Source organism: Roseovarius maritimus (genome assembly GCF_043355895.2).
Lineage (GTDB): Bacteria > Pseudomonadota > Alphaproteobacteria > Rhodobacterales > Rhodobacteraceae > Roseovarius > Roseovarius maritimus.
The window spans coordinates 646,012-661,413 of record NZ_JBHFPF020000001.1; the positions used below are offsets into that span (position 1 = coordinate 646,012).

24 protein-coding genes are annotated in these 15,402 nt (G+C 60.8%); 3 read left to right on the top strand and 21 right to left on the bottom strand.

Annotation, left to right across the window (positions count from 1 at the left end):
* The 10 genes from rpsE to rpmC all read right to left on the bottom strand — a co-directional run bounded on the left by rpsE (window position 1) and on the right by rpmC (window position 4,119).
* A complete protein-coding gene (gene rpsE, locus ACEWPM_RS03160; RefSeq protein ID WP_393961716.1) occupies window positions 1-588 on the bottom strand; it encodes a 30S ribosomal protein S5 in 588 nt (195 codons plus the stop codon).
* Between the two features lie 121 nt (window positions 589-709).
* Complete coding sequence (gene rplR, locus ACEWPM_RS03165) at window positions 710-1,069, bottom strand: 50S ribosomal protein L18 (RefSeq protein ID WP_393961717.1); 360 nt, start codon at window positions 1,067-1,069, stop codon at window positions 710-712.
* Between the two features lie 11 nt (window positions 1,070-1,080).
* Window positions 1,081-1,614 carry a 50S ribosomal protein L6 gene (rplF, locus tag ACEWPM_RS03170; protein ID WP_393961718.1) on the bottom strand — a complete coding sequence of 178 codons (534 nt, stop codon included), beginning with the start codon at window positions 1,612-1,614 and terminating at the stop codon, window positions 1,081-1,083.
* 12 nt (window positions 1,615-1,626) lie between these two features.
* On the bottom strand, window positions 1,627-2,019 hold the full coding sequence (gene rpsH / locus ACEWPM_RS03175; RefSeq protein ID WP_393961720.1) for a 30S ribosomal protein S8: 393 nt from the start codon (window positions 2,017-2,019) through the stop codon (window positions 1,627-1,629).
* Window positions 2,020-2,031: 12 nt separating this feature from the next.
* Complete coding sequence (gene rpsN, locus ACEWPM_RS03180; protein WP_393935168.1) at window positions 2,032-2,337, bottom strand: 30S ribosomal protein S14; 306 nt, start codon at window positions 2,335-2,337, stop codon at window positions 2,032-2,034.
* 18 nt (window positions 2,338-2,355) lie between these two features.
* Window positions 2,356-2,919, bottom strand: coding sequence for a 50S ribosomal protein L5 (gene rplE, locus ACEWPM_RS03185; protein WP_393961721.1), 564 nt, complete (start codon window positions 2,917-2,919; stop codon window positions 2,356-2,358).
* Window positions 2,912-3,223, bottom strand: coding sequence for a 50S ribosomal protein L24 (gene rplX / locus ACEWPM_RS03190; protein ID WP_076532305.1), 312 nt, complete (start codon window positions 3,221-3,223; stop codon window positions 2,912-2,914). The genes rplE and rplX overlap by 8 nt, the downstream gene beginning before the upstream one ends.
* Before the next feature lies 1 nt (window position 3,224).
* Complete coding sequence (gene rplN / locus ACEWPM_RS03195) at window positions 3,225-3,593, bottom strand: 50S ribosomal protein L14 (RefSeq protein ID WP_336422234.1); 369 nt, start codon at window positions 3,591-3,593, stop codon at window positions 3,225-3,227.
* A 79-nt stretch (window positions 3,594-3,672) separates the two neighbouring features.
* Window positions 3,673-3,903 (bottom strand): 30S ribosomal protein S17, encoded by a 231-nt coding sequence (gene rpsQ, locus ACEWPM_RS03200; RefSeq protein ID WP_393961722.1) that lies wholly within the window; start codon window positions 3,901-3,903, stop codon window positions 3,673-3,675.
* Between the two features lie 12 nt (window positions 3,904-3,915).
* On the bottom strand, window positions 3,916-4,119 hold the full coding sequence (gene rpmC, locus ACEWPM_RS03205) for a 50S ribosomal protein L29 (protein ID WP_393961723.1): 204 nt from the start codon (window positions 4,117-4,119) through the stop codon (window positions 3,916-3,918).
* A 176-nt stretch (window positions 4,120-4,295) separates the two neighbouring features.
* On the opposite strand from rpmC, the gene ACEWPM_RS03210 reads away from it, so the two are divergent.
* Together ACEWPM_RS03210 and ACEWPM_RS03215 are read left to right on the top strand one after the other, a co-directional pair.
* A complete protein-coding gene (locus ACEWPM_RS03210) occupies window positions 4,296-4,916 on the top strand; it encodes a TIGR02466 family protein (RefSeq protein WP_393961724.1) in 621 nt (206 codons plus the stop codon).
* 134 nt (window positions 4,917-5,050) lie between these two features.
* On the top strand, window positions 5,051-5,866 hold the full coding sequence (locus ACEWPM_RS03215) for a mechanosensitive ion channel family protein (protein ID WP_393961725.1): 816 nt from the start codon (window positions 5,051-5,053) through the stop codon (window positions 5,864-5,866).
* Window positions 5,867-6,065: 199 nt separating this feature from the next.
* Here ACEWPM_RS03215 and rplP read toward each other — a convergent pair whose 3' ends face one another.
* The 5 genes from rplP to rplB are packed head-to-tail and all read right to left on the bottom strand — an operon-like array spanning window position 6,066 to window position 8,708.
* Window positions 6,066-6,479 (bottom strand): 50S ribosomal protein L16, encoded by a 414-nt coding sequence (gene rplP / locus ACEWPM_RS03220; protein WP_393961726.1) that lies wholly within the window; start codon window positions 6,477-6,479, stop codon window positions 6,066-6,068.
* 13 nt (window positions 6,480-6,492) lie between these two features.
* The gene (rpsC, locus tag ACEWPM_RS03225) at window positions 6,493-7,200 is read right to left on the bottom strand and encodes a 30S ribosomal protein S3 (RefSeq protein ID WP_076532292.1); all 708 of its coding nucleotides are present in this window, start codon (window positions 7,198-7,200) and stop codon (window positions 6,493-6,495) included.
* The gene (gene rplV, locus ACEWPM_RS03230; protein ID WP_076532290.1) at window positions 7,200-7,580 is read right to left on the bottom strand and encodes a 50S ribosomal protein L22; all 381 of its coding nucleotides are present in this window, start codon (window positions 7,578-7,580) and stop codon (window positions 7,200-7,202) included. Before rplV ends, rpsC begins: the two co-directional genes overlap by 1 nt.
* Window positions 7,581-7,583: 3 nt before the next feature.
* Window positions 7,584-7,862, bottom strand: a complete 279-nt coding sequence (rpsS, locus tag ACEWPM_RS03235; RefSeq protein WP_008236480.1) for a 30S ribosomal protein S19 — start codon at window positions 7,860-7,862, stop codon at window positions 7,584-7,586.
* A 3-nt stretch (window positions 7,863-7,865) separates the two neighbouring features.
* On the bottom strand, window positions 7,866-8,708 hold the full coding sequence (rplB, locus tag ACEWPM_RS03240) for a 50S ribosomal protein L2 (RefSeq protein WP_393961727.1): 843 nt from the start codon (window positions 8,706-8,708) through the stop codon (window positions 7,866-7,868).
* A gap of 596 nt (window positions 8,709-9,304) precedes the next feature.
* Here rplB and ACEWPM_RS03245 point away from each other — a divergent pair.
* Window positions 9,305-9,670, top strand: a complete 366-nt coding sequence (locus ACEWPM_RS03245; protein WP_393961728.1) for an SMI1/KNR4 family protein — start codon at window positions 9,305-9,307, stop codon at window positions 9,668-9,670.
* 111 nt (window positions 9,671-9,781) lie between these two features.
* Here the strand turns inward: ACEWPM_RS03245 and ACEWPM_RS03250 are convergent, their stop codons facing one another.
* From ACEWPM_RS03250 to fusA, 6 genes are all read right to left on the bottom strand, one after another.
* Window positions 9,782-10,078: a 50S ribosomal protein L23 gene (locus ACEWPM_RS03250; protein WP_393961729.1), complete on the bottom strand. Its 297-nt coding sequence runs from the start codon at window positions 10,076-10,078 to the stop codon at window positions 9,782-9,784.
* Window positions 10,075-10,692, bottom strand: coding sequence for a 50S ribosomal protein L4 (rplD, locus tag ACEWPM_RS03255; RefSeq protein ID WP_393961730.1), 618 nt, complete (start codon window positions 10,690-10,692; stop codon window positions 10,075-10,077). Before rplD ends, ACEWPM_RS03250 begins: the two co-directional genes overlap by 4 nt.
* Window positions 10,689-11,573: a 50S ribosomal protein L3 gene (gene rplC / locus ACEWPM_RS03260; protein ID WP_393961731.1), complete on the bottom strand. Its 885-nt coding sequence runs from the start codon at window positions 11,571-11,573 to the stop codon at window positions 10,689-10,691. Before rplC ends, rplD begins: the two co-directional genes overlap by 4 nt.
* A 14-nt stretch (window positions 11,574-11,587) precedes the next feature.
* Window positions 11,588-11,896 (bottom strand): 30S ribosomal protein S10, encoded by a 309-nt coding sequence (gene rpsJ / locus ACEWPM_RS03265; protein ID WP_076532278.1) that lies wholly within the window; start codon window positions 11,894-11,896, stop codon window positions 11,588-11,590.
* Window positions 11,897-11,998: 102 nt separating this feature from the next.
* Window positions 11,999-13,174 carry an elongation factor Tu gene (gene tuf, locus ACEWPM_RS03270; RefSeq protein ID WP_393961732.1) on the bottom strand — a complete coding sequence of 392 codons (1,176 nt, stop codon included), beginning with the start codon at window positions 13,172-13,174 and terminating at the stop codon, window positions 11,999-12,001.
* A gap of 89 nt (window positions 13,175-13,263) precedes the next feature.
* Window positions 13,264-15,387 (bottom strand): elongation factor G, encoded by a 2,124-nt coding sequence (gene fusA / locus ACEWPM_RS03275; RefSeq protein WP_393961733.1) that lies wholly within the window; start codon window positions 15,385-15,387, stop codon window positions 13,264-13,266.
* Window positions 15,388-15,402 lie beyond the last annotated feature (15 nt).

Here is a 15,402-nt window from a genome sequence, read left to right on the forward strand (position 1 = left end):
TTAACCCTCCTGAGCGACGGGCGCTTGCTCGCCCTTCGGGCGGGGTGCGTCGGCAGTTGCCTGAATGTCCGCGACCTTCTTGCCGCGGCGCTGCGCGACCATGCGGGGGCTCGACTCCTTGGTCAGGCCGTTCATGGTGGCGCGGATCATGTTGTAGGGGTTCTGGCTGCCGTTGGATTTCGCAACGACGTCCTGAACGCCCAGCATCTCGAACACGGCACGCATCGGACCACCGGCGATGATGCCGGTACCCTGAGGGGCGGTCCGCATCACGATCTTGCCGGCGCCGTGGCGACCTTCCATGTCGTGGTGCAGGGTGCGGCCCTCGCGCAGCGGCACGCGGATCATGCCACGCTTGGCAGCCTCGGTCGCCTTGCGGATGGCCTCGGGGACCTCCTTGGCCTTGCCCTTGCCAAAGCCGACGCGGCCCTTCTGATCGCCTACGACGACCAGCGCCGCAAAGCCAAAGCGCTTGCCGCCCTTGACGGTTTTGGAAACGCGGTTGATCGCGACCAGGCGGTCTGCAAATTCGGGGGCCTCTTCACGCTGGTTGCGGCGGCCACCACCACGGTTGTCATCTCTTGCCATGTGGCAAATCCTTTATCTTGGCGGCGCAACGCTTGGCGCCTGAAATGTATCAATCCAGGTGGGCAGGAAAGCGCCCCCGGATCATCGAGGCGGCCCCACATCGGGGCCGCCTACGCTGAAATCAGATCTTCAGACCACCTTCACGCGCAGCGTCGGCCAGAGCCTTCACCTTGCCGTGGAAGAGAAAGCCGCCACGGTCGAAGTAAGCTTCGCTCACCCCGGCCTTCTTGGCGCGCTCGGCAATCGCCGTGCCGACCTTAGTGGCCGCCTCGACATTGCACTTGCCGACCATGCCCAGATCCTTTTCGAGGGTCGAGGCCGATGCGAGCGTCACGCCGTTCGCATCGTCGATCAGCTGAGCGCTGATGTTCTTGTTGCTGCGGTGAACGCTGAGGCGCATGCGCCCTGCATTGACCTGACGAAGTTTGTTCCGAACGCGCAGGCGGCGTTTCAGAAACAGTTTTCTTTTGCTGTTTGCCATCTACCCGTTCCTTACTTCTTCTTGCCTTCTTTCTGGAAGATATACTCGTCTTTGTAGCGAATGCCTTTGCCCTTATAGGGCTCGGGACGACGCCAGTCGCGGATATTGGCCGCGACCTGACCGACGAGCTGCTTGTCCGTGCCTTCGACCACCAGTTCGGTGGGCTTGGGGACGGTAACAGTCACACCTTCCGGAATTTGAAAATCGACGTCGTGCGACAGGCCGAGGTTCAGTTTCAGGACATTGCCCTGAAGCTGCGCCCGGTAACCCACGCCGCGGATTTCCAGCTCTTTCTTGAACGTCTCCTTGGCGCCGTGGACCATGTTGGCCACCACAGTGCGGGTCATGCCCCACTGCTGGCGCGCGCGCTTGGACTTGCCACGCGGGGTGACGGTGATCTTGCTATCTTCGATAGCGATCGTGACGTCATCCGTGAACGTGAACACCTTGGCGTCCTTGGGACCCTTGATCTCAAGCTGCTGGCCGCTGAGCGACGCAGTAACCCCATCAGGGAGCGAGACGGGCAATTTGCCGATACGAGACATATTCTGGCCTCCTTAGAATATCGTGCAGAGCACTTCGCCGCCAACGTTCTGGCTGCGGGCACTTGCATCCGACATCACACCCTTGGGGGTGGAGACAATCGACACGCCCAGGCCCTGACGGACCGAGGGGATGTCCTTGACGCCCAGATAGACGCGACGGCCGGGCTTGGAGACCCGCTTCATCTCGCGAATGACGGGGGCGCCATCGAAATATTTCAGGCTGATCTCGATGGCCGGGTGGCCATCCTTGCCGGTCGTCGCTTCAAAGCCGCGGATATAGCCTTCGTCCGCCAGAACACCGAGCACGCGCTCGCGCATTTTGGAGGCCGGGGTCATCACCGTGGACTTGCCGCGCATCGAGGCGTTGCGGATCCGCGTGAGCATATCGCCGATAGGATCATTCATTTCAAATCTCCCTTACCAGCTGGATTTCACGAGGCCGGGGGCCTGGCCGTTCTGGCCCAGTTCCCGCAGCGCGATACGCGACACTTTGAGCTTGCGGTAATACGCATGCGGACGGCCCGTCAGCTGGCAGCGGTTGTGCAGACGTGTTGCACTGCTGTTGCGGGGCAGATCCGCCAGCTTCAGGGTCGCGCGGAAACGCTCTTCCATCGGCTTGCTCTCGTCATTGATGATCTCTTTCAGTGCGGCGCGTTTGGCGGCGTACTTTTCGACCAGTTTCTGGCGCTTCTTCTCGCGCTCGATCATTGCTTTCTTAGCCATAACTCTCTCTCCCGCGCCTTAGCTGTTGAAGGGCATGTTGAAGTGCTTCAACAGCGCCTTTGCTTCGGCATCGGTCTTCGCCGTGGTTGCGATGATGACATCCATGCCCCAGGATTCGTCGATCTTGTCGAAGTTGATCTCGGGGAAGACGATGTGCTCCTTGATGCCGAACGCATAGTTGCCACGGCCATCGAAGGATTTGCCCGAAACGCCGCGGAAGTCGCGGATCCGGGGCATCGCGACCGTGATCAGACGGTCGAGGAAGTCGTACATGCGCGCACCGCGCAGCGTCACCTTGGCGCCAAGGGGCATGTCCTCACGAACGCGGAAGCCGGCGATCGAGTTCTTGGCCTTGGTCACGACGGCGCGCTGGCCTGCGATCGTGCTCAGGTCATCCTGAGCCGATTTGGCCTTCTTGCTGTCGCGGACCGCCTCGGAGCCGCAGCCGATGTTCAGGACGATCTTGTCCAGACGCGGGATCATCATGTCGTTGGTGTAGCCGAATTCTTCTTTCAGCTTTGCCTTGATCTCGTCGCGGAACTGCGTTTGCAGGCGCGGGGTGTAGTTTGCAGTATCAAGCATCGATCACATCCCCCGTGGTCTTGGCGACGCGCACTTTCTTGCCGTCCTTGATGTCAAAGCCAACGCGCGTCGGCTTGCCCTTGGCATCCAGCAGCGCGATGTTGCTCAGGTCGATCGGCATTGCCTTGGGCAGGCGGCCGCCCTGTGCGGTCTGGCTCTGGCGGGTGTGGCGGATGGCCATGTTGACACCATCGACCACGGCCTTGCCGGCCTTGGGATCGACGGAGGCAATCGTGCCCTCCTTGCCTTTGTCCTTGCCAGCGAGGACGACGACCTTGTCGCCTTTCTTCAGTTTGGCAGCCATGTCACAGCACCTCCGGGGCGAGCGAGATGATTTTCATGAATTTCTTGGCCCGCAACTCGCGAACGACCGGGCCGAAGATACGCGTACCGACCGGCTCACCTGCGTTGTTCAGGATCACGGCGGCGTTGCGGTCAAAACGGATTGCGGTGCCGTCTTCGCGGCGCACTTCCTTGGCGGTGCGAACGACAACGGCCTTGCGGACGTCACCCTTCTTCACACGGCCACGGGGGATGGCTTCCTTGACCGAGACGACGATGATGTCGCCGACGGACGCGTATTTACGCTTGGAACCACCCAGAACCTTGATGCACTGAACGCGGCGCGCGCCGCTGTTGTCAGCAACATCCAGGTTTGTCTGCATCTGGATCATTTGGTTTCTCCCGACCTACCGGGGGGCGATGCGGCCCTTGCCCCGGGGTTTCGATTAAGCTGAATTGGTCTTGGCGGGCTCAGCCCTCCAGAACCTCCCAGCGTTTCGTCTTGGACTTGGGTGCGCATTCGATGATGCGCACCTTGTCGCCCACCTTGAACGTGTTGTTCTCATCATGGGCGCGGTATTTCTTGGACTTCCGGATCGTCTTTTGCAGAACCGGGTGCTTGAAGCGGCGCTCGACCGATACGCTGATGGTTTGTGCGTTGGCGTCGCTTGTCACGGTGCCAGAGAGGATACGTTTGGGCATCTTGCAGGCTCCTTATTCTGCTGCCGCGGCAGCGGCTTTCTCGTTGAGAATGGTCAGCACGCGGGCCGCATTGCGGCGTGCGGTGCGCATCTGCGATGCATTCTCCAGCTGACCGGTCGCGGCCTGAAAGCGCAGGTTGAACTGTGCTTTTTTCAGGTTCGACAACTCTTCACGCAGCTGGTCGGGTGTCTTTTCGCGTAGTTCCTTGGCGTCCATCGCCTTTATCCTTTCAACATCACAGGAGGGCCCTTGCGCATCGATACGCTTGGTCACCCTGATTCCGGTGGAGATCGTTCGTGATTGGGCGCGTATAGAGGCGCCGGCGCATGGGCGCAACCCCCTAGTTCAAATGGGCCTCGCCTTGCGCCCTGCCCTGCGCTATGACGCGGAGCATGGCACATATATCATCCCTCTTCGTCACCCGTCTATACCGCGCCTGCCTTAGCGAGCTGGGCAAACCCATTGATCCGTCCGAGTTGGAAGCCTCCTGCTGGTCCATAGCCGAAGATGACGAGGCGGGCCAGGAGTGGTGCGAAGAGAACGGCTATCCCGGCTATACCTCTTACGCGTCCCTCGACGATCTGCCCTACCGCTTTCCGATCTTTCGTGACCTGCAGAAGGTTCTGGACAAGCATGTCGCGGCTTTCGCGGAGGATCTGGAGTTCGATCTTGGTGGCAAGAAGCTGAAGCTCGACAGCCTCTGGATCAACATCCTGCCAGAGGGTGGCACGCATTCCTCGCATATCCATCCCCATTCGGTGATCTCGGGCACGACCTATGTGACGATGCCCGAAGGCACGAGCGCGCTGAAGCTCGAAGACCCCCGCTCGGCCCGCATGATGGCCGCCCCGCCCCGCCGCAAGGATGCGCGCGAAGAGTTGCGGGCGTTTCGGTATGAAGCGCCCGAGGCGGGCGAGGTGCTGCTGTGGGAGTCGTGGCTGCGGCATGAGGTCCCGGTGAACCTGAGCGAGGATGACCGGATCAGCGTCAGCTTTAATTACGCCTGGGGTTGAAGGGGTCCGCAGGGGCCAAATGAACCATATCGCTTCTTGTGGCGTTATTTTGCGACGCAACGAGGAGACAACCCCTGGAACCGATTACCGTCCTGATCAATCAGCTTCGCGACATTGCCCGTGCTTCCATAGAGGTGCTGCCGAACCTGGCAGTCGCCCTCATCGTGATCCTGTTGACATGGCTGGCCGTCAAGATCGCATCCTCATGGCTCGCCCGCATACTCGGCAAGACCCGGCTGCGCAAAAGCCTGCAAGAGCTCTTCAGCCTTCTGACCTCGATCGCCATCTGGGTTCTGGGGATCATGACCGCCGCCGTCATCCTTTTCCCCGGCCTCACTCCGGCCAGCATCCTCGCCGGACTGGGCATAGGCTCGGTCGCCATCGGCTTTGCCTTCAAGGACGTGTTCGAGAATTTCCTCGCCGGGATCATCATCCTCTTTCGCAAGGAAATGCGCATCGGGGATTACGTGGAATGCGAGGATATCGAGGGCGAAGTATCCCGCATCGCGATCCGCGAAAGCCATATCCGCCAAACCGACGGGCAGTTGGTGATCGTGCCCAATTCGATCCTGTTCAAGAACGCCGTGACGGTCCGCACCGATCTGGATCATCGCCGCGTCACGGTGATCTGCGGCGTGGCCTATGACGTCGATGTCGATGAGGCGCGGACGGTCATCTCCGAGGCGGTGAATGCGTGCGACACGGTGATCACGGACGAAAAGCCGGTTCAGATCTTCGCGCAGGAATTCGCATCCTCCTCTATCAACTTCGAGGTGACATGGTGGACCGGGTCCACGCCCCTGGATGTGCGTAAATCGCGCGATCAGGTGGTTGCGGCGGTCAAGCGCGCCTTGGACGACGCGGGGATCGAGATCCCATTCCCCTACCGAACGCTGACCTTCAAGGAGCCGCTGCCGATGACGCGCGCCTCGAATGAGAGTGAAGGGTAGCGGGCACCAACGCGCCGAGATGGTTAGAGACGCGAACCCGAGACCGTAGACTGAATGACGACAGTAGACTGAATCACGACGGAAAAACCCCCGCCGAATTTTCGACGGGGGTTTTTTTTATTCTCAATCGGGGTACGGCCCGCGATTTTTCCTACGGAACGTCGCTGCGCCGCACCTGGTAAATGTCGCCAAGCGAAATTTACCAGTCCTCGCGAACCACGACGCGGGTCTTGATCGGCAGCTTCATCGCGGCGAGGCGCAGGGCCTCGAATGCGATCTCTTCGTTAACACCGTCGATCTCGAACATCACGCGGCCCGGCTTGACGCGGGCTGCCCAGTAATCGACCGAGCCCTTACCCTTACCCATGCGGACTTCCGTTGGCTTGGACGTCACCGGCAGATCCGGGAAAATTCGGATCCAGACACGGCCCTGACGCTTCATGTGGCGGGTCATCGCGCGGCGGGCCGCTTCGATCTGACGTGCCGTGATACGCTCGGGCTGCGTGGCCTTGAGGCCGAACGAGCCGAAGTTCAGGTCCGAGCCGCCCTTGGCTTCGCCTTTGATGCGGCCCTTGAACTGCTTGCGGAATTTAGTGCGTTTCGGTTGTAGCATCTGTCATTCCCCCTTAGCGACGCCCGCCTGCACCGCGAGGTGCCGGACCGTCCTGAAGTTCCTGAGCTTTCCGGTCACGCGCAGACGGGTCATGATCCATGATCTCACCTTTGAAGATCCAGGTCTTGATCCCGATGATGCCGTAGGCGGTCAACGCCTCGACATGGGCGTAATCGATATCGGCCCGCAGCGTATGCAGGGGCACGCGGCCCTCGCGATACCATTCGGTCCGGGCGATCTCGGCGCCGCCAAGGCGGCCGGCGAGGTTCACACGGATGCCGAGGGCACCCATACGCATGGCGTTCTGCACGGCGCGCTTCATCGCACGGCGGAAGCTGACCCGGCGCTCGAGCTGCTGGGCGATGCTCTCACCCACCAGCGCGGCGTCCAGCTCGGGCTTGCGCACTTCGACGATGTTCAGGTGCAGCTCGCTGTCGGTCATCGCGGCCAGCTTCTTGCGCAGCGTCTCGATGTCTGCGCCTTTCTTGCCAATGATGACGCCGGGGCGGGCTGTGTGCACCGTGACGCGGCACTTCTTGTGCGGACGCTCGATGATCACGCGGCTGACGCCGGCCTGCTTGCACTCTTTCTTGATGAACTCGCGCATGGCGATGTCCTCAAGCAGAAGATTGCCGTAGTCCTTGGTGTCGGCATACCAGCGGCTGTCCCAGGTGCGGTTCACCTGCAGGCGCATGCCAATCGGATTGACTTTGTTACCCATCAGGCTTGCTCCTCGACTTGACGCACGATGATCGTGATTTCCGAGAACGGCTTGCGCAGGGCGCCAAACCGGCCACGGGCACGCGGACGGCCGCGCTTCATCACGAGGTTCTTGCCGACATAGGCCTCGGCCACGACCAGCTCATCCACGTCCAGATTGTGGTTGTTCTCGGCATTGGCGATGGCCGACTGGAGGCACTTGCGCACATCCTCGGCGATCCGCTTCTGGCTGAAAGTGAGGTCCGTCAGGGCCTTGTCCACTTTCTTGCCACGGATCAGCTGTGCCAGAAGGTTCAGTTTCTGCGGGCTGGTGCGAAGCATCCGGAGCTTGCTCCGGGCTTCGTTATCGGCCACGCGGCGGGGGTTCTTTTCCTTGCCCATGACTTACTTCCGCTTCGCTTTTTTGTCGGCGGCATGACCGTAATAGGTGCGGGTCGGCGAGTACTCACCGAACTTCTGACCAATCATGTCTTCGCTGACGTTGACAGGGATATGCTTCTTGCCGTTGTAGACGCCAAACGTCAGGCCCACGAACTGGGGCAGGATCGTCGAGCGGCGCGACCATATCTTGATGACTTCATTGCGCCCGGATTCGCGCGATGCTTCGGCCTTTTTCAGGACGTAAGCATCCACGAAGGGGCCTTTCCATACAGAACGTGCCATGTCTTAACGGCCCTTCTTCTTGGCGTGACGCGAGCGGATGATCAGCTTCTGCGACGCCTTGTTCTTGTTGCGGGTGCGGGCACCCTTGGTCGGCTTGCCCCACGGGGTGACCGGGTGGCGACCACCCGACGTGCGGCCCTCACCACCACCATGCGGGTGGTCGATCGGGTTCATCACGACACCGCGAACACTCGGGCGGATGCCCTTGTGACGCATGCGGCCGGCCTTGCCGTAGTTCTGGTTCGAGTTGTCGGGGTTCGAGACCGCGCCAACCGTCGCCTTGCACTCCTGCCGCACCAGGCGAAGCTCGCCCGAGCTGAGGCGGATCTGCGCGTAGCCACCGTCACGGCCAACGAACTGGGCATAGGTGCCCGCGGCGCGTGCAATCTGTCCGCCCTTGCCGGGCTTCAGCTCGATGTTGTGAACGATGGTACCGATCGGCATGCCCGAGAACGGCATGCAGTTGCCGGGCTTGATGTCGACGCGCGCGCCCGAATAGATCTTGTCACCGATGGCGAGACGCTGGGGCGCCAGGATGTAGGTCTGCTCGCCATCATCATATTTGATGAGAGCGATGAATGCGGTCCGGTTGGGATCATATTCGATCCGCTCGACGGTGGCCGCCATATCGAATTTGTTACGCTTGAAATCAACGATCCGGTAGAGGCGCTTGGCCCCACCCCCGCGACGACGCGATGTGATACGTCCGGTGTTGTTCCGGCCGCCCGATTTCGTCAGACCCTCGGTGAGGGCTTTGACGGGGCGTCCTTTGTACAGCTCCGAACGGTCGATCAGCACCAGCCCGCGCTGGCCCGGCGTCGTTGGCTTATACGACTTGAGTGCCATGCTTTCTGTCTTCCGTTTAGCAAACGGCGAACGCGTGTGTCCGCCTATGTGAGGCGGGCCTGGCCCGCCATTGGTATAGGCCCCCGTAGGTGCCCGGCTAGATCGTTCAATTGAACGAAAACGAAGCCCCGGACGAATCCGGGGCTGCGGTGATGCGTCCGTTTAGGGGCTAAGAGAGGTGGGGTCAAGTGGGGGAAGGGCGCAAAAGCGCTTGCATACTGGACGCAGGCGCCGCCTGCCCCGCTGATCCCTGGCGCTCCCCTCTCCAAACCGGGCGCGCGCCTGACCGGGGGCTGGCGCCGCAACGCCCGTTCTGCCCACTTTATCCCCGCCAAGCCCCTCCAACATCCATACGGCAGCGCCCGGCCGCCAAAGCGCCAGACCGCGGGCCGGTCAGGCGCTCGCCCGGCGCGCTCCGCGCGCTGTTCGGGCGGGGTTAGCCACAAGTCGCCAGGTCGGCTATGCGGACGAAGCCGTCACTCCTTGCGTTCGCGAGCCCACCCAAACCAGTCGTTGAACATGTTGCTTTTTCGTGCCCTATATTCGATATGACCCAACGTAGTTCAACCGACGTCACCCTGTTAAAAAATCTGTTGATGAACGCTTACGGATCAGCTCGGGGGCCGACAGAGATTTCAAATCTAGAAATGGTTATTCCTGACGATTATTCAAAATTTTTAAGCGAGATAGGAGGCGGAACCATCGGGCAAATGTTCTTTGAACTCTACAGTGAGCCACTTAGATCAAACTACATTTACGGTAACAATGCACCTGACCACTTGAAGAACCTCGTCTTCGTAGGCGATGATTGTAACGGCTTTTGCGTTGGGCTCGATCCTGACAGCAATTGGGCTGTTGTTGAGGTCGACAAGCATTCGCTGGAAACTGAGGTGCTCGCAGAAACGTTTTTCGACTTCTTGATGAATGATTGGCGATTAGACCCATCTAGCGAAAAACTCTGAGCCCCAGAACTATGTTTGAGCAGTTGTCACTTTGGGCACAAACCGGCCATTGAACAGAAAAAACCCCGGCCACTACAGCCGGGGTTCATAAATCCTCAAGCCAACTAAACCTCAGAGACCAGTGGTCACGTCGATCGTGTTGCCTTCTTCCAGCGTGACATACGCTTTCTTGACGTCCGCGCGGCGGCCCATCTGGCCGCGGAAGCGCTTGGCCTTGCCCTTGGTGATGGTCGTGTTCACAGCCTTCACCTTGACACCAAAGAGTGCCTCGACGGCCTCCTTGATCTGGGGCTTGTTGCTGCCGATCGAGACTTCGAAGACGACGGCGCCATTCTCGGACGCCATTGTGGCCTTCTCGGTCACGACGGGCTTGCGGATCACGTCGTAATGTTCGGGTTTCGCGCTCATTTCAGTCGTGCCTCCAGTGCTTCGACACCCGCCTTGGTGATGACCAGGGTATCACGCTTGAGGATGTCATAGACGTTTGCACCGATGGTCGGCAGAACGTCCAGACCCTCGATGTTGCGCGCGGCCTTGGCGAAATCGGCGTTGACCTCGGCGCCGTCGATGACCAGCGCGCGCTTCCAGCCCAGATCCTTGATCTGCTTGGCCAGCGTGCCGGTCTTTGCGACATTGCCGAAATCCTCGACGATCACCAGCTCGCCTGCGCGCGCCTTGGCGCTCAGGGCATGCTTGAGACCGAGGGCGCGGACCTTCTTGGGCAGATCATGCGCATGACTGCGCGGCGTCGGGCCCTTGTAGATACCACCCTTGCGGAAGATCGGAGCCGAGCGCGCGCCGTGGCGTGCGCCGCCGGTGCCCTTCTGGCGATAGATCTTCTTGGTCGAGTAGCTGACTTCGGACCGCGTCTTGACCTTATGCGTACCGGCCTGCGCCTTGTTGCGCTGCCAGCGGACGACACGGTGCAGGATATCCGCGCGGGGATCCAGGTCGAAGATGTCTTCGCCCAGATCGACCGAGCCGGCCTTGCTGCCGTCCAGTTTGATCATGTCGAGTTTCATGCTTCGTCATCCTTCTTGGTCTCGTCCAGAGTCTCGCTCTGGTCGCCAGCGGCCTCGCTGTCAGCCTCGATCTGGGCCTCGGCCTCCTTCTCGGCTTCGGCTTCCTGGGCGGCCTGTGCTTCGGCTGCGGCCTTGGCGGCTGCTTCTTCCTCGGCTGCTGCGGCTGCGGCGGCTTCTGCTGCGGCTTTCTCGGCTTCTTCAGCTGCCGATTTCAGCGCGGCGGGCAGAATGGCGTTCTCGGGGAACGGCTTCTTCACCGCATCCTTGATCGTCACCCAGCCACCTTTGGAGCCGGGAACGGCTCCCTTGACCATGATCAGGCCACGGTCGGCGTCGGTCTTGATCACCTGCAGGTTCTGCGTGGTGATGCGTGCGGCGCCCATGTGACCGGCCATCTTTTTGCCTTTGAAGACCTTGCCCGGATCCTGGCACTGGCCCGTCGAGCCGTGCGAACGGTGACTGATCGAAACGCCGTGGGTCATTTCCAGACCGCGGAAGTTGTGACGCTTCATGGCACCCGCGAAACCCTTACCGATCGAGGTGCCGCAGACGTCCACGAACTGACCTTCGAAGTAATGGTTGGCGGTGATTTCCTCACCCACGGCAATCATGTTCTCGGGCGCAACGCGGAATTCCGCGATCTTGCGCTTGGGCTCCACCTTGGCTGCGGCGAAGTGGCCGCGCATTGCCTGGCTCGTCCGCTTGGCCTTGGCCGAGCCTGCGCCCAGCTGAACGGCCGAGTAACCGTGGCTGTCGGCCGTGCGCTGTGCAACGACCTGCAGTTTGTCCAGTTGAAGAACGGTGACAGGAACCTGCCGGCCGTCTTCCATGAAAAGACGGGTCATGCCCACCTTCTTTGCGATAACGCCAGAGCGCAACATAGTCAGTGCCCTCCTTAAACCGAAATCTGCACGTCGACACCGGCCGCCAGGTCGAGCTTCATCAGCGCGTCCACGGTCTGGGGTGTCGGATCAACGATGTCCAGCAGGCGCTTGTGCGTGCGGATTTCCCATTGATCGCGGGATTTCTTGTTCACGTGGGGACCACGCAGAACGGTGAATTTTTCAATCTTGTTCGGCAGCGGAATCGGACCACGGACGTCGGCGCCCGTGCGTTTCGCGGTGTTGACGATTTCCTGTGTACTGGCATCCAGTACGCGGTAATCGAACGCCTTCAGCCGAATGCGAATGTTCTGGCTTTGCATTGGTCTAGCCTTTCGCGGCATTGGAGTTGATAGGAGGGAGGCCGGACCACCCGGCCTCCCTCATCGAACCCTTGGGGCGGGCAGCCTGCCCGCCCGGGATAATTATTCGATGATCTTCGAAACGACGCCGGCGCCGACGGTGCGGCCGCCTTCACGGATGGCGAAGCGCAGACCCTCTTCCATGGCGATCGGGGCGATCAGCTCGACATTGAACTGAAGGTTGTCGCCCGGCATCACCATCTCGGTGCCTTCGGGCAGAACAACGGTGCCGGTCACGTCCGTGGTACGGAAGTAGAACTGCGGGCGATAGTTGGCGAAGAACGGCGTGTGACGGCCACCCTCTTCCTTGTTCAGAATGTAGGCTTCTGCCTCGAACTTGGTGTGGGGGGTCACCGACTTCGGCTTGCACAGAACCTGACCACGTTCGACGCCTTCACGGTCGATGCCGCGCAGCAGGGCACCGATGTTGTCGCCTGCCTCACCACGATCCAGCAGCTTGCGGAACATTTCCACGCCCGTGCAGGTCGTTTTCTTGGTGTCTTTCAGGCCAACGATCTCGATTTCGTCACCAACGTTGATGACACCGCGCTCGACGCGGCCGGTCACAACCGTACCACGGCCGGAGATCGAGAAGACGTCCTCGACCGGCATCAGGAAAGGCTGGTCCACGGCGCGTGCCGGGGTCGGGATGTACTCGTCGACAGCGGCCATCAGCTCGCGGATCGAGTTCTCGCCGATTTCGGGATCACGGCCTTCCATCGCGGCCAGAGCCGAGCCCTTGATGACTGGGATGTCGTCGCCGGGGTAGTCGTAGCTCGACAGAAGCTCGCGGATTTCCATTTCCACCAGTTCCAGCAGCTCGTCGTCGTCAACCTGATCGACCTTGTTCATGTAGACGACCATGTAGGGAATACCCACCTGGCGGCCCAGCAGGATATGCTCGCGGGTCTGGGGCATGGGGCCGTCAGCGGCGTTCACGACCAGGATCGCGCCATCCATCTGGGCGGCACCGGTGATCATGTTCTTGACGTAGTCGGCGTGGCCGGGGCAGTCGACATGTGCGTAGTGGCGGTTCTCGGTCTCATACTCGACATGTGCGGTCGAGATGGTGATGCCGCGGGCCTTCTCTTCGGGCGCGCCGTCGATCTGGTCATACGCGCGGAAGTCGCCGAAATACTTGGTGATCGCAGCCGTCAGCGTGGTCTTGCCGTGGTCGACGTGACCGATCGTGCCGATGTTCACGTGCGGTTTGCTGCGGTCAAACTTTTCCTTTGCCATGGTGTGGCTCCTCTTTTGATCAAGTCAGGTGGTGGGCGTCATGCCCACCCTACGGTGGTGGGTAGGGCGGGGAGTCCCCCGCCACCCGGTTAAGCGTATTTCGCCTGGATCTCTTCCGAGATGTTGCTCGGGACCGGCTCGTAATGCGAGAATTGCATCGTGAACTGGGCCCGGCCCGACGACATGGACCGCAGGGTGTTGATGTAGCCAAACATGTTGGCTAGCGGCACCTTGCAATTCAGAGCGATGGCGTTGCCGCGCGGCTCCTGCCCCGAGATCTGGCCCCGGCGCGATGTCAGGTCACCGATGATACCGCCCGTATATTCTTCGGGGGTGATCACCTCGACCTTCATGATCGGCTCAAGAAGCTTGGCACCAGCCTTGCGCAGACCTTCGCGCATGCCCATCCGTGCCGCGATCTCGAACGCCATGACCGACGAGTCGACATCGTGGAACTTGCCGTCGATCAGCGCGACCTTGAAGTCGATGACCGGGAAGCCGGCCAGCGGGCCGCTGTCCATGACCGAGCGGATGCCCTTCTCGACGCCCGGGATGTATTCCTTGGGCACCGAGCCGCCAACGATCTTGCTCTCGAACGAGAAACCTTCGCCAGCTTCGGTTGGCGAAATGACCATCTTGACCTCGGCGAACTGACCCGAACCACCCGACTGTTTCTTGTGGGTGTAGGTATGCTCGACCTCGTGACCGATCGTCTCGCGGTAAGCCACCTGCGGCGCGCCGATATTGGCGTCGACCTTGAATTCACGGCGCAGACGGTCGACCAGGATATCGAGGTGCAGCTCGCCCATGCCTTTCATGATCGTCTGACCGGATTCGATGTCCGTCTCGACACGGAACGAGGGATCCTCGGCCGCAAGACGTGCGAGGCCTGCCGACATCTTCTCCTGGTCGCCCTTGGTCTTGGGCTCGACCGCGATCTCGATGACGGGATCGGGGAAGGTCATCGTTTCCAGAACGACCTGCTCCTTGGGATCGCACAGCGTGTCACCCGTGGTCGTGTCCTTGAGTCCTGCAAGCGCGATGATGTCGCCGGCGAATGCCTCCTCGATTTCCTCGCGCTGGATCGAGTGCATCATCATCATACGGCCGATGCGCTCTTTCTTGCCCTTGGTCGAGTTTTGGACGGTATCGCCCTTCTTGATCACGCCCGAATAGATGCGCGTGAAGGTCAGCGAGCCGACGAAAGGATCGTTCATGATCTTGAACGCAAGGCCCGAGAAGGGCATCGAGTCGTCCGCACGGCGCGGAATATTGCGCGTCTCGGTCTCGTCATCGGGGGCAAAGCCCATGTAATCGACAACGTCCATGGGGCTGGGCAGGTAGTCGACGACCGCGTTCAGAAGAGGCTGCACGCCTTTGTTCTTGAACGCCGAGCCGCACAGGATCGGAACGAAGCTGAGCGACAGCGTGCCCTTACGGATCAGCTTGCGCAGCGTCTCTTCGTCAGGCTCTTCGCCTTCCAGATACGCCTCCATAGCCGCGTCGTCCATTTCGACGGCGGTCTCGATGAGGTGTGCGCGCCACTCGTCAGCCAGGTCCTTGAGGCTGTCGCGGATAGGGCCGCGCGTCCAGTTGGCGCCCAGATCCTCGCCCTTCCAGACCCACTCTTCCATCGTGACCAGATCGACCAAGCCTTCCAGCTCGTTCTCGGCACCGATCGGGATCTGGATCGGCGCGGGCGTTGCGCCCGTACGATCCTTGATCATTTTGACGCAGTTAAAGAAGTCCGCGCCGATCTTGTCCATCTTGTTGACGAAGACGACCCGCGGCACCTTGTAGCGGTCGGCCTGGCGCCAGACAGTCTCGGTTTGCGGCTCGACGCCTGCGTTGGCGTCGAGAACGGCAACAGCACCGTCAAGCACGGCCAGCGAGCGTTCGACTTCGATGGTGAAGTCCACGTGGCCGGGCGTGTCGATGATGTTCATCCGATACTTGGTCTCGGACGTGCCCTCCTGGGTCGGATCATTCTGGCGCTGCCAGAAGGTGGTGGTCGCAGCCGAAGTGATCGTGATGCCACGCTCCTGCTCCTGCTCCATCCAGTCCATGGTCGAGGCACCTTCATGGGTCTCGCCCATGTTGTGGTTCTTGCCTGTATAGAACAGGATCCGCTCGCTGCAGGTTGTCTTGCCTGCATCGATATGGGCCATGATGCCGAAGTTACGGTAGCGTTCTAGAGCGTAGTCGCGTGCCATGTGGCTGCTTCCTCA

Coding starts and splice junctions, on each gene's coding strand:
- rpsE (WP_393961716.1), bottom strand. CDS start 588: ATGGCAAGAGATGACAACCGTGGTGGTGGCCGCCGCAACCAGCGTGAA.
- rplR (WP_393961717.1), bottom strand. CDS start 1,069: ATGGCAAACAGCAAAAGAAAACTGTTTCTGAAACGCCGCCTGCGCGTT.
- rplF (WP_393961718.1), bottom strand. CDS start 1,614: ATGTCTCGTATCGGCAAATTGCCCGTCTCGCTCCCTGATGGGGTTACT.
- rpsH (WP_393961720.1), bottom strand. CDS start 2,019: ATGAATGATCCTATCGGCGATATGCTCACGCGGATCCGCAACGCCTCG.
- rpsN (WP_393935168.1), bottom strand. CDS start 2,337: ATGGCTAAGAAAGCAATGATCGAGCGCGAGAAGAAGCGCCAGAAACTG.
- rplE (WP_393961721.1), bottom strand. CDS start 2,919: ATGCTTGATACTGCAAACTACACCCCGCGCCTGCAAACGCAGTTCCGC.
- rplX (WP_076532305.1), bottom strand. CDS start 3,223: ATGGCTGCCAAACTGAAGAAAGGCGACAAGGTCGTCGTCCTCGCTGGC.
- rplN (WP_336422234.1), bottom strand. CDS start 3,593: ATGATCCAGATGCAGACAAACCTGGATGTTGCTGACAACAGCGGCGCG.
- rpsQ (WP_393961722.1), bottom strand. CDS start 3,903: ATGCCCAAACGTATCCTCTCTGGCACCGTGACAAGCGACGCCAACGCA.
- rpmC (WP_393961723.1), bottom strand. CDS start 4,119: ATGGACGCCAAGGAACTACGCGAAAAGACACCCGACCAGCTGCGTGAA.
- ACEWPM_RS03210 (WP_393961724.1), top strand. CDS start 4,296: ATGGCACATATATCATCCCTCTTCGTCACCCGTCTATACCGCGCCTGC.
- rplP (WP_393961726.1), bottom strand. CDS start 6,479: ATGCTACAACCGAAACGCACTAAATTCCGCAAGCAGTTCAAGGGCCGC.
- rpsC (WP_076532292.1), bottom strand. CDS start 7,200: ATGGGTAACAAAGTCAATCCGATTGGCATGCGCCTGCAGGTGAACCGC.
- rplV (WP_076532290.1), bottom strand. CDS start 7,580: ATGGGCAAGGAAAAGAACCCCCGCCGCGTGGCCGATAACGAAGCCCGG.
- rpsS (WP_008236480.1), bottom strand. CDS start 7,862: ATGGCACGTTCTGTATGGAAAGGCCCCTTCGTGGATGCTTACGTCCTG.
- rplB (WP_393961727.1), bottom strand. CDS start 8,708: ATGGCACTCAAGTCGTATAAGCCAACGACGCCGGGCCAGCGCGGGCTG.
- ACEWPM_RS03245 (WP_393961728.1), top strand. CDS start 9,305: ATGAACGCTTACGGATCAGCTCGGGGGCCGACAGAGATTTCAAATCTA.
- ACEWPM_RS03250 (WP_393961729.1), bottom strand. CDS start 10,078: ATGAGCGCGAAACCCGAACATTACGACGTGATCCGCAAGCCCGTCGTG.
- rplD (WP_393961730.1), bottom strand. CDS start 10,692: ATGAAACTCGACATGATCAAACTGGACGGCAGCAAGGCCGGCTCGGTC.
- rplC (WP_393961731.1), bottom strand. CDS start 11,573: ATGTTGCGCTCTGGCGTTATCGCAAAGAAGGTGGGCATGACCCGTCTT.
- rpsJ (WP_076532278.1), bottom strand. CDS start 11,896: ATGCAAAGCCAGAACATTCGCATTCGGCTGAAGGCGTTCGATTACCGC.
- tuf (WP_393961732.1), bottom strand. CDS start 13,174: ATGGCAAAGGAAAAGTTTGACCGCAGCAAACCGCACGTGAACATCGGC.
- fusA (WP_393961733.1), bottom strand. CDS start 15,387: ATGGCACGCGACTACGCTCTAGAACGCTACCGTAACTTCGGCATCATG.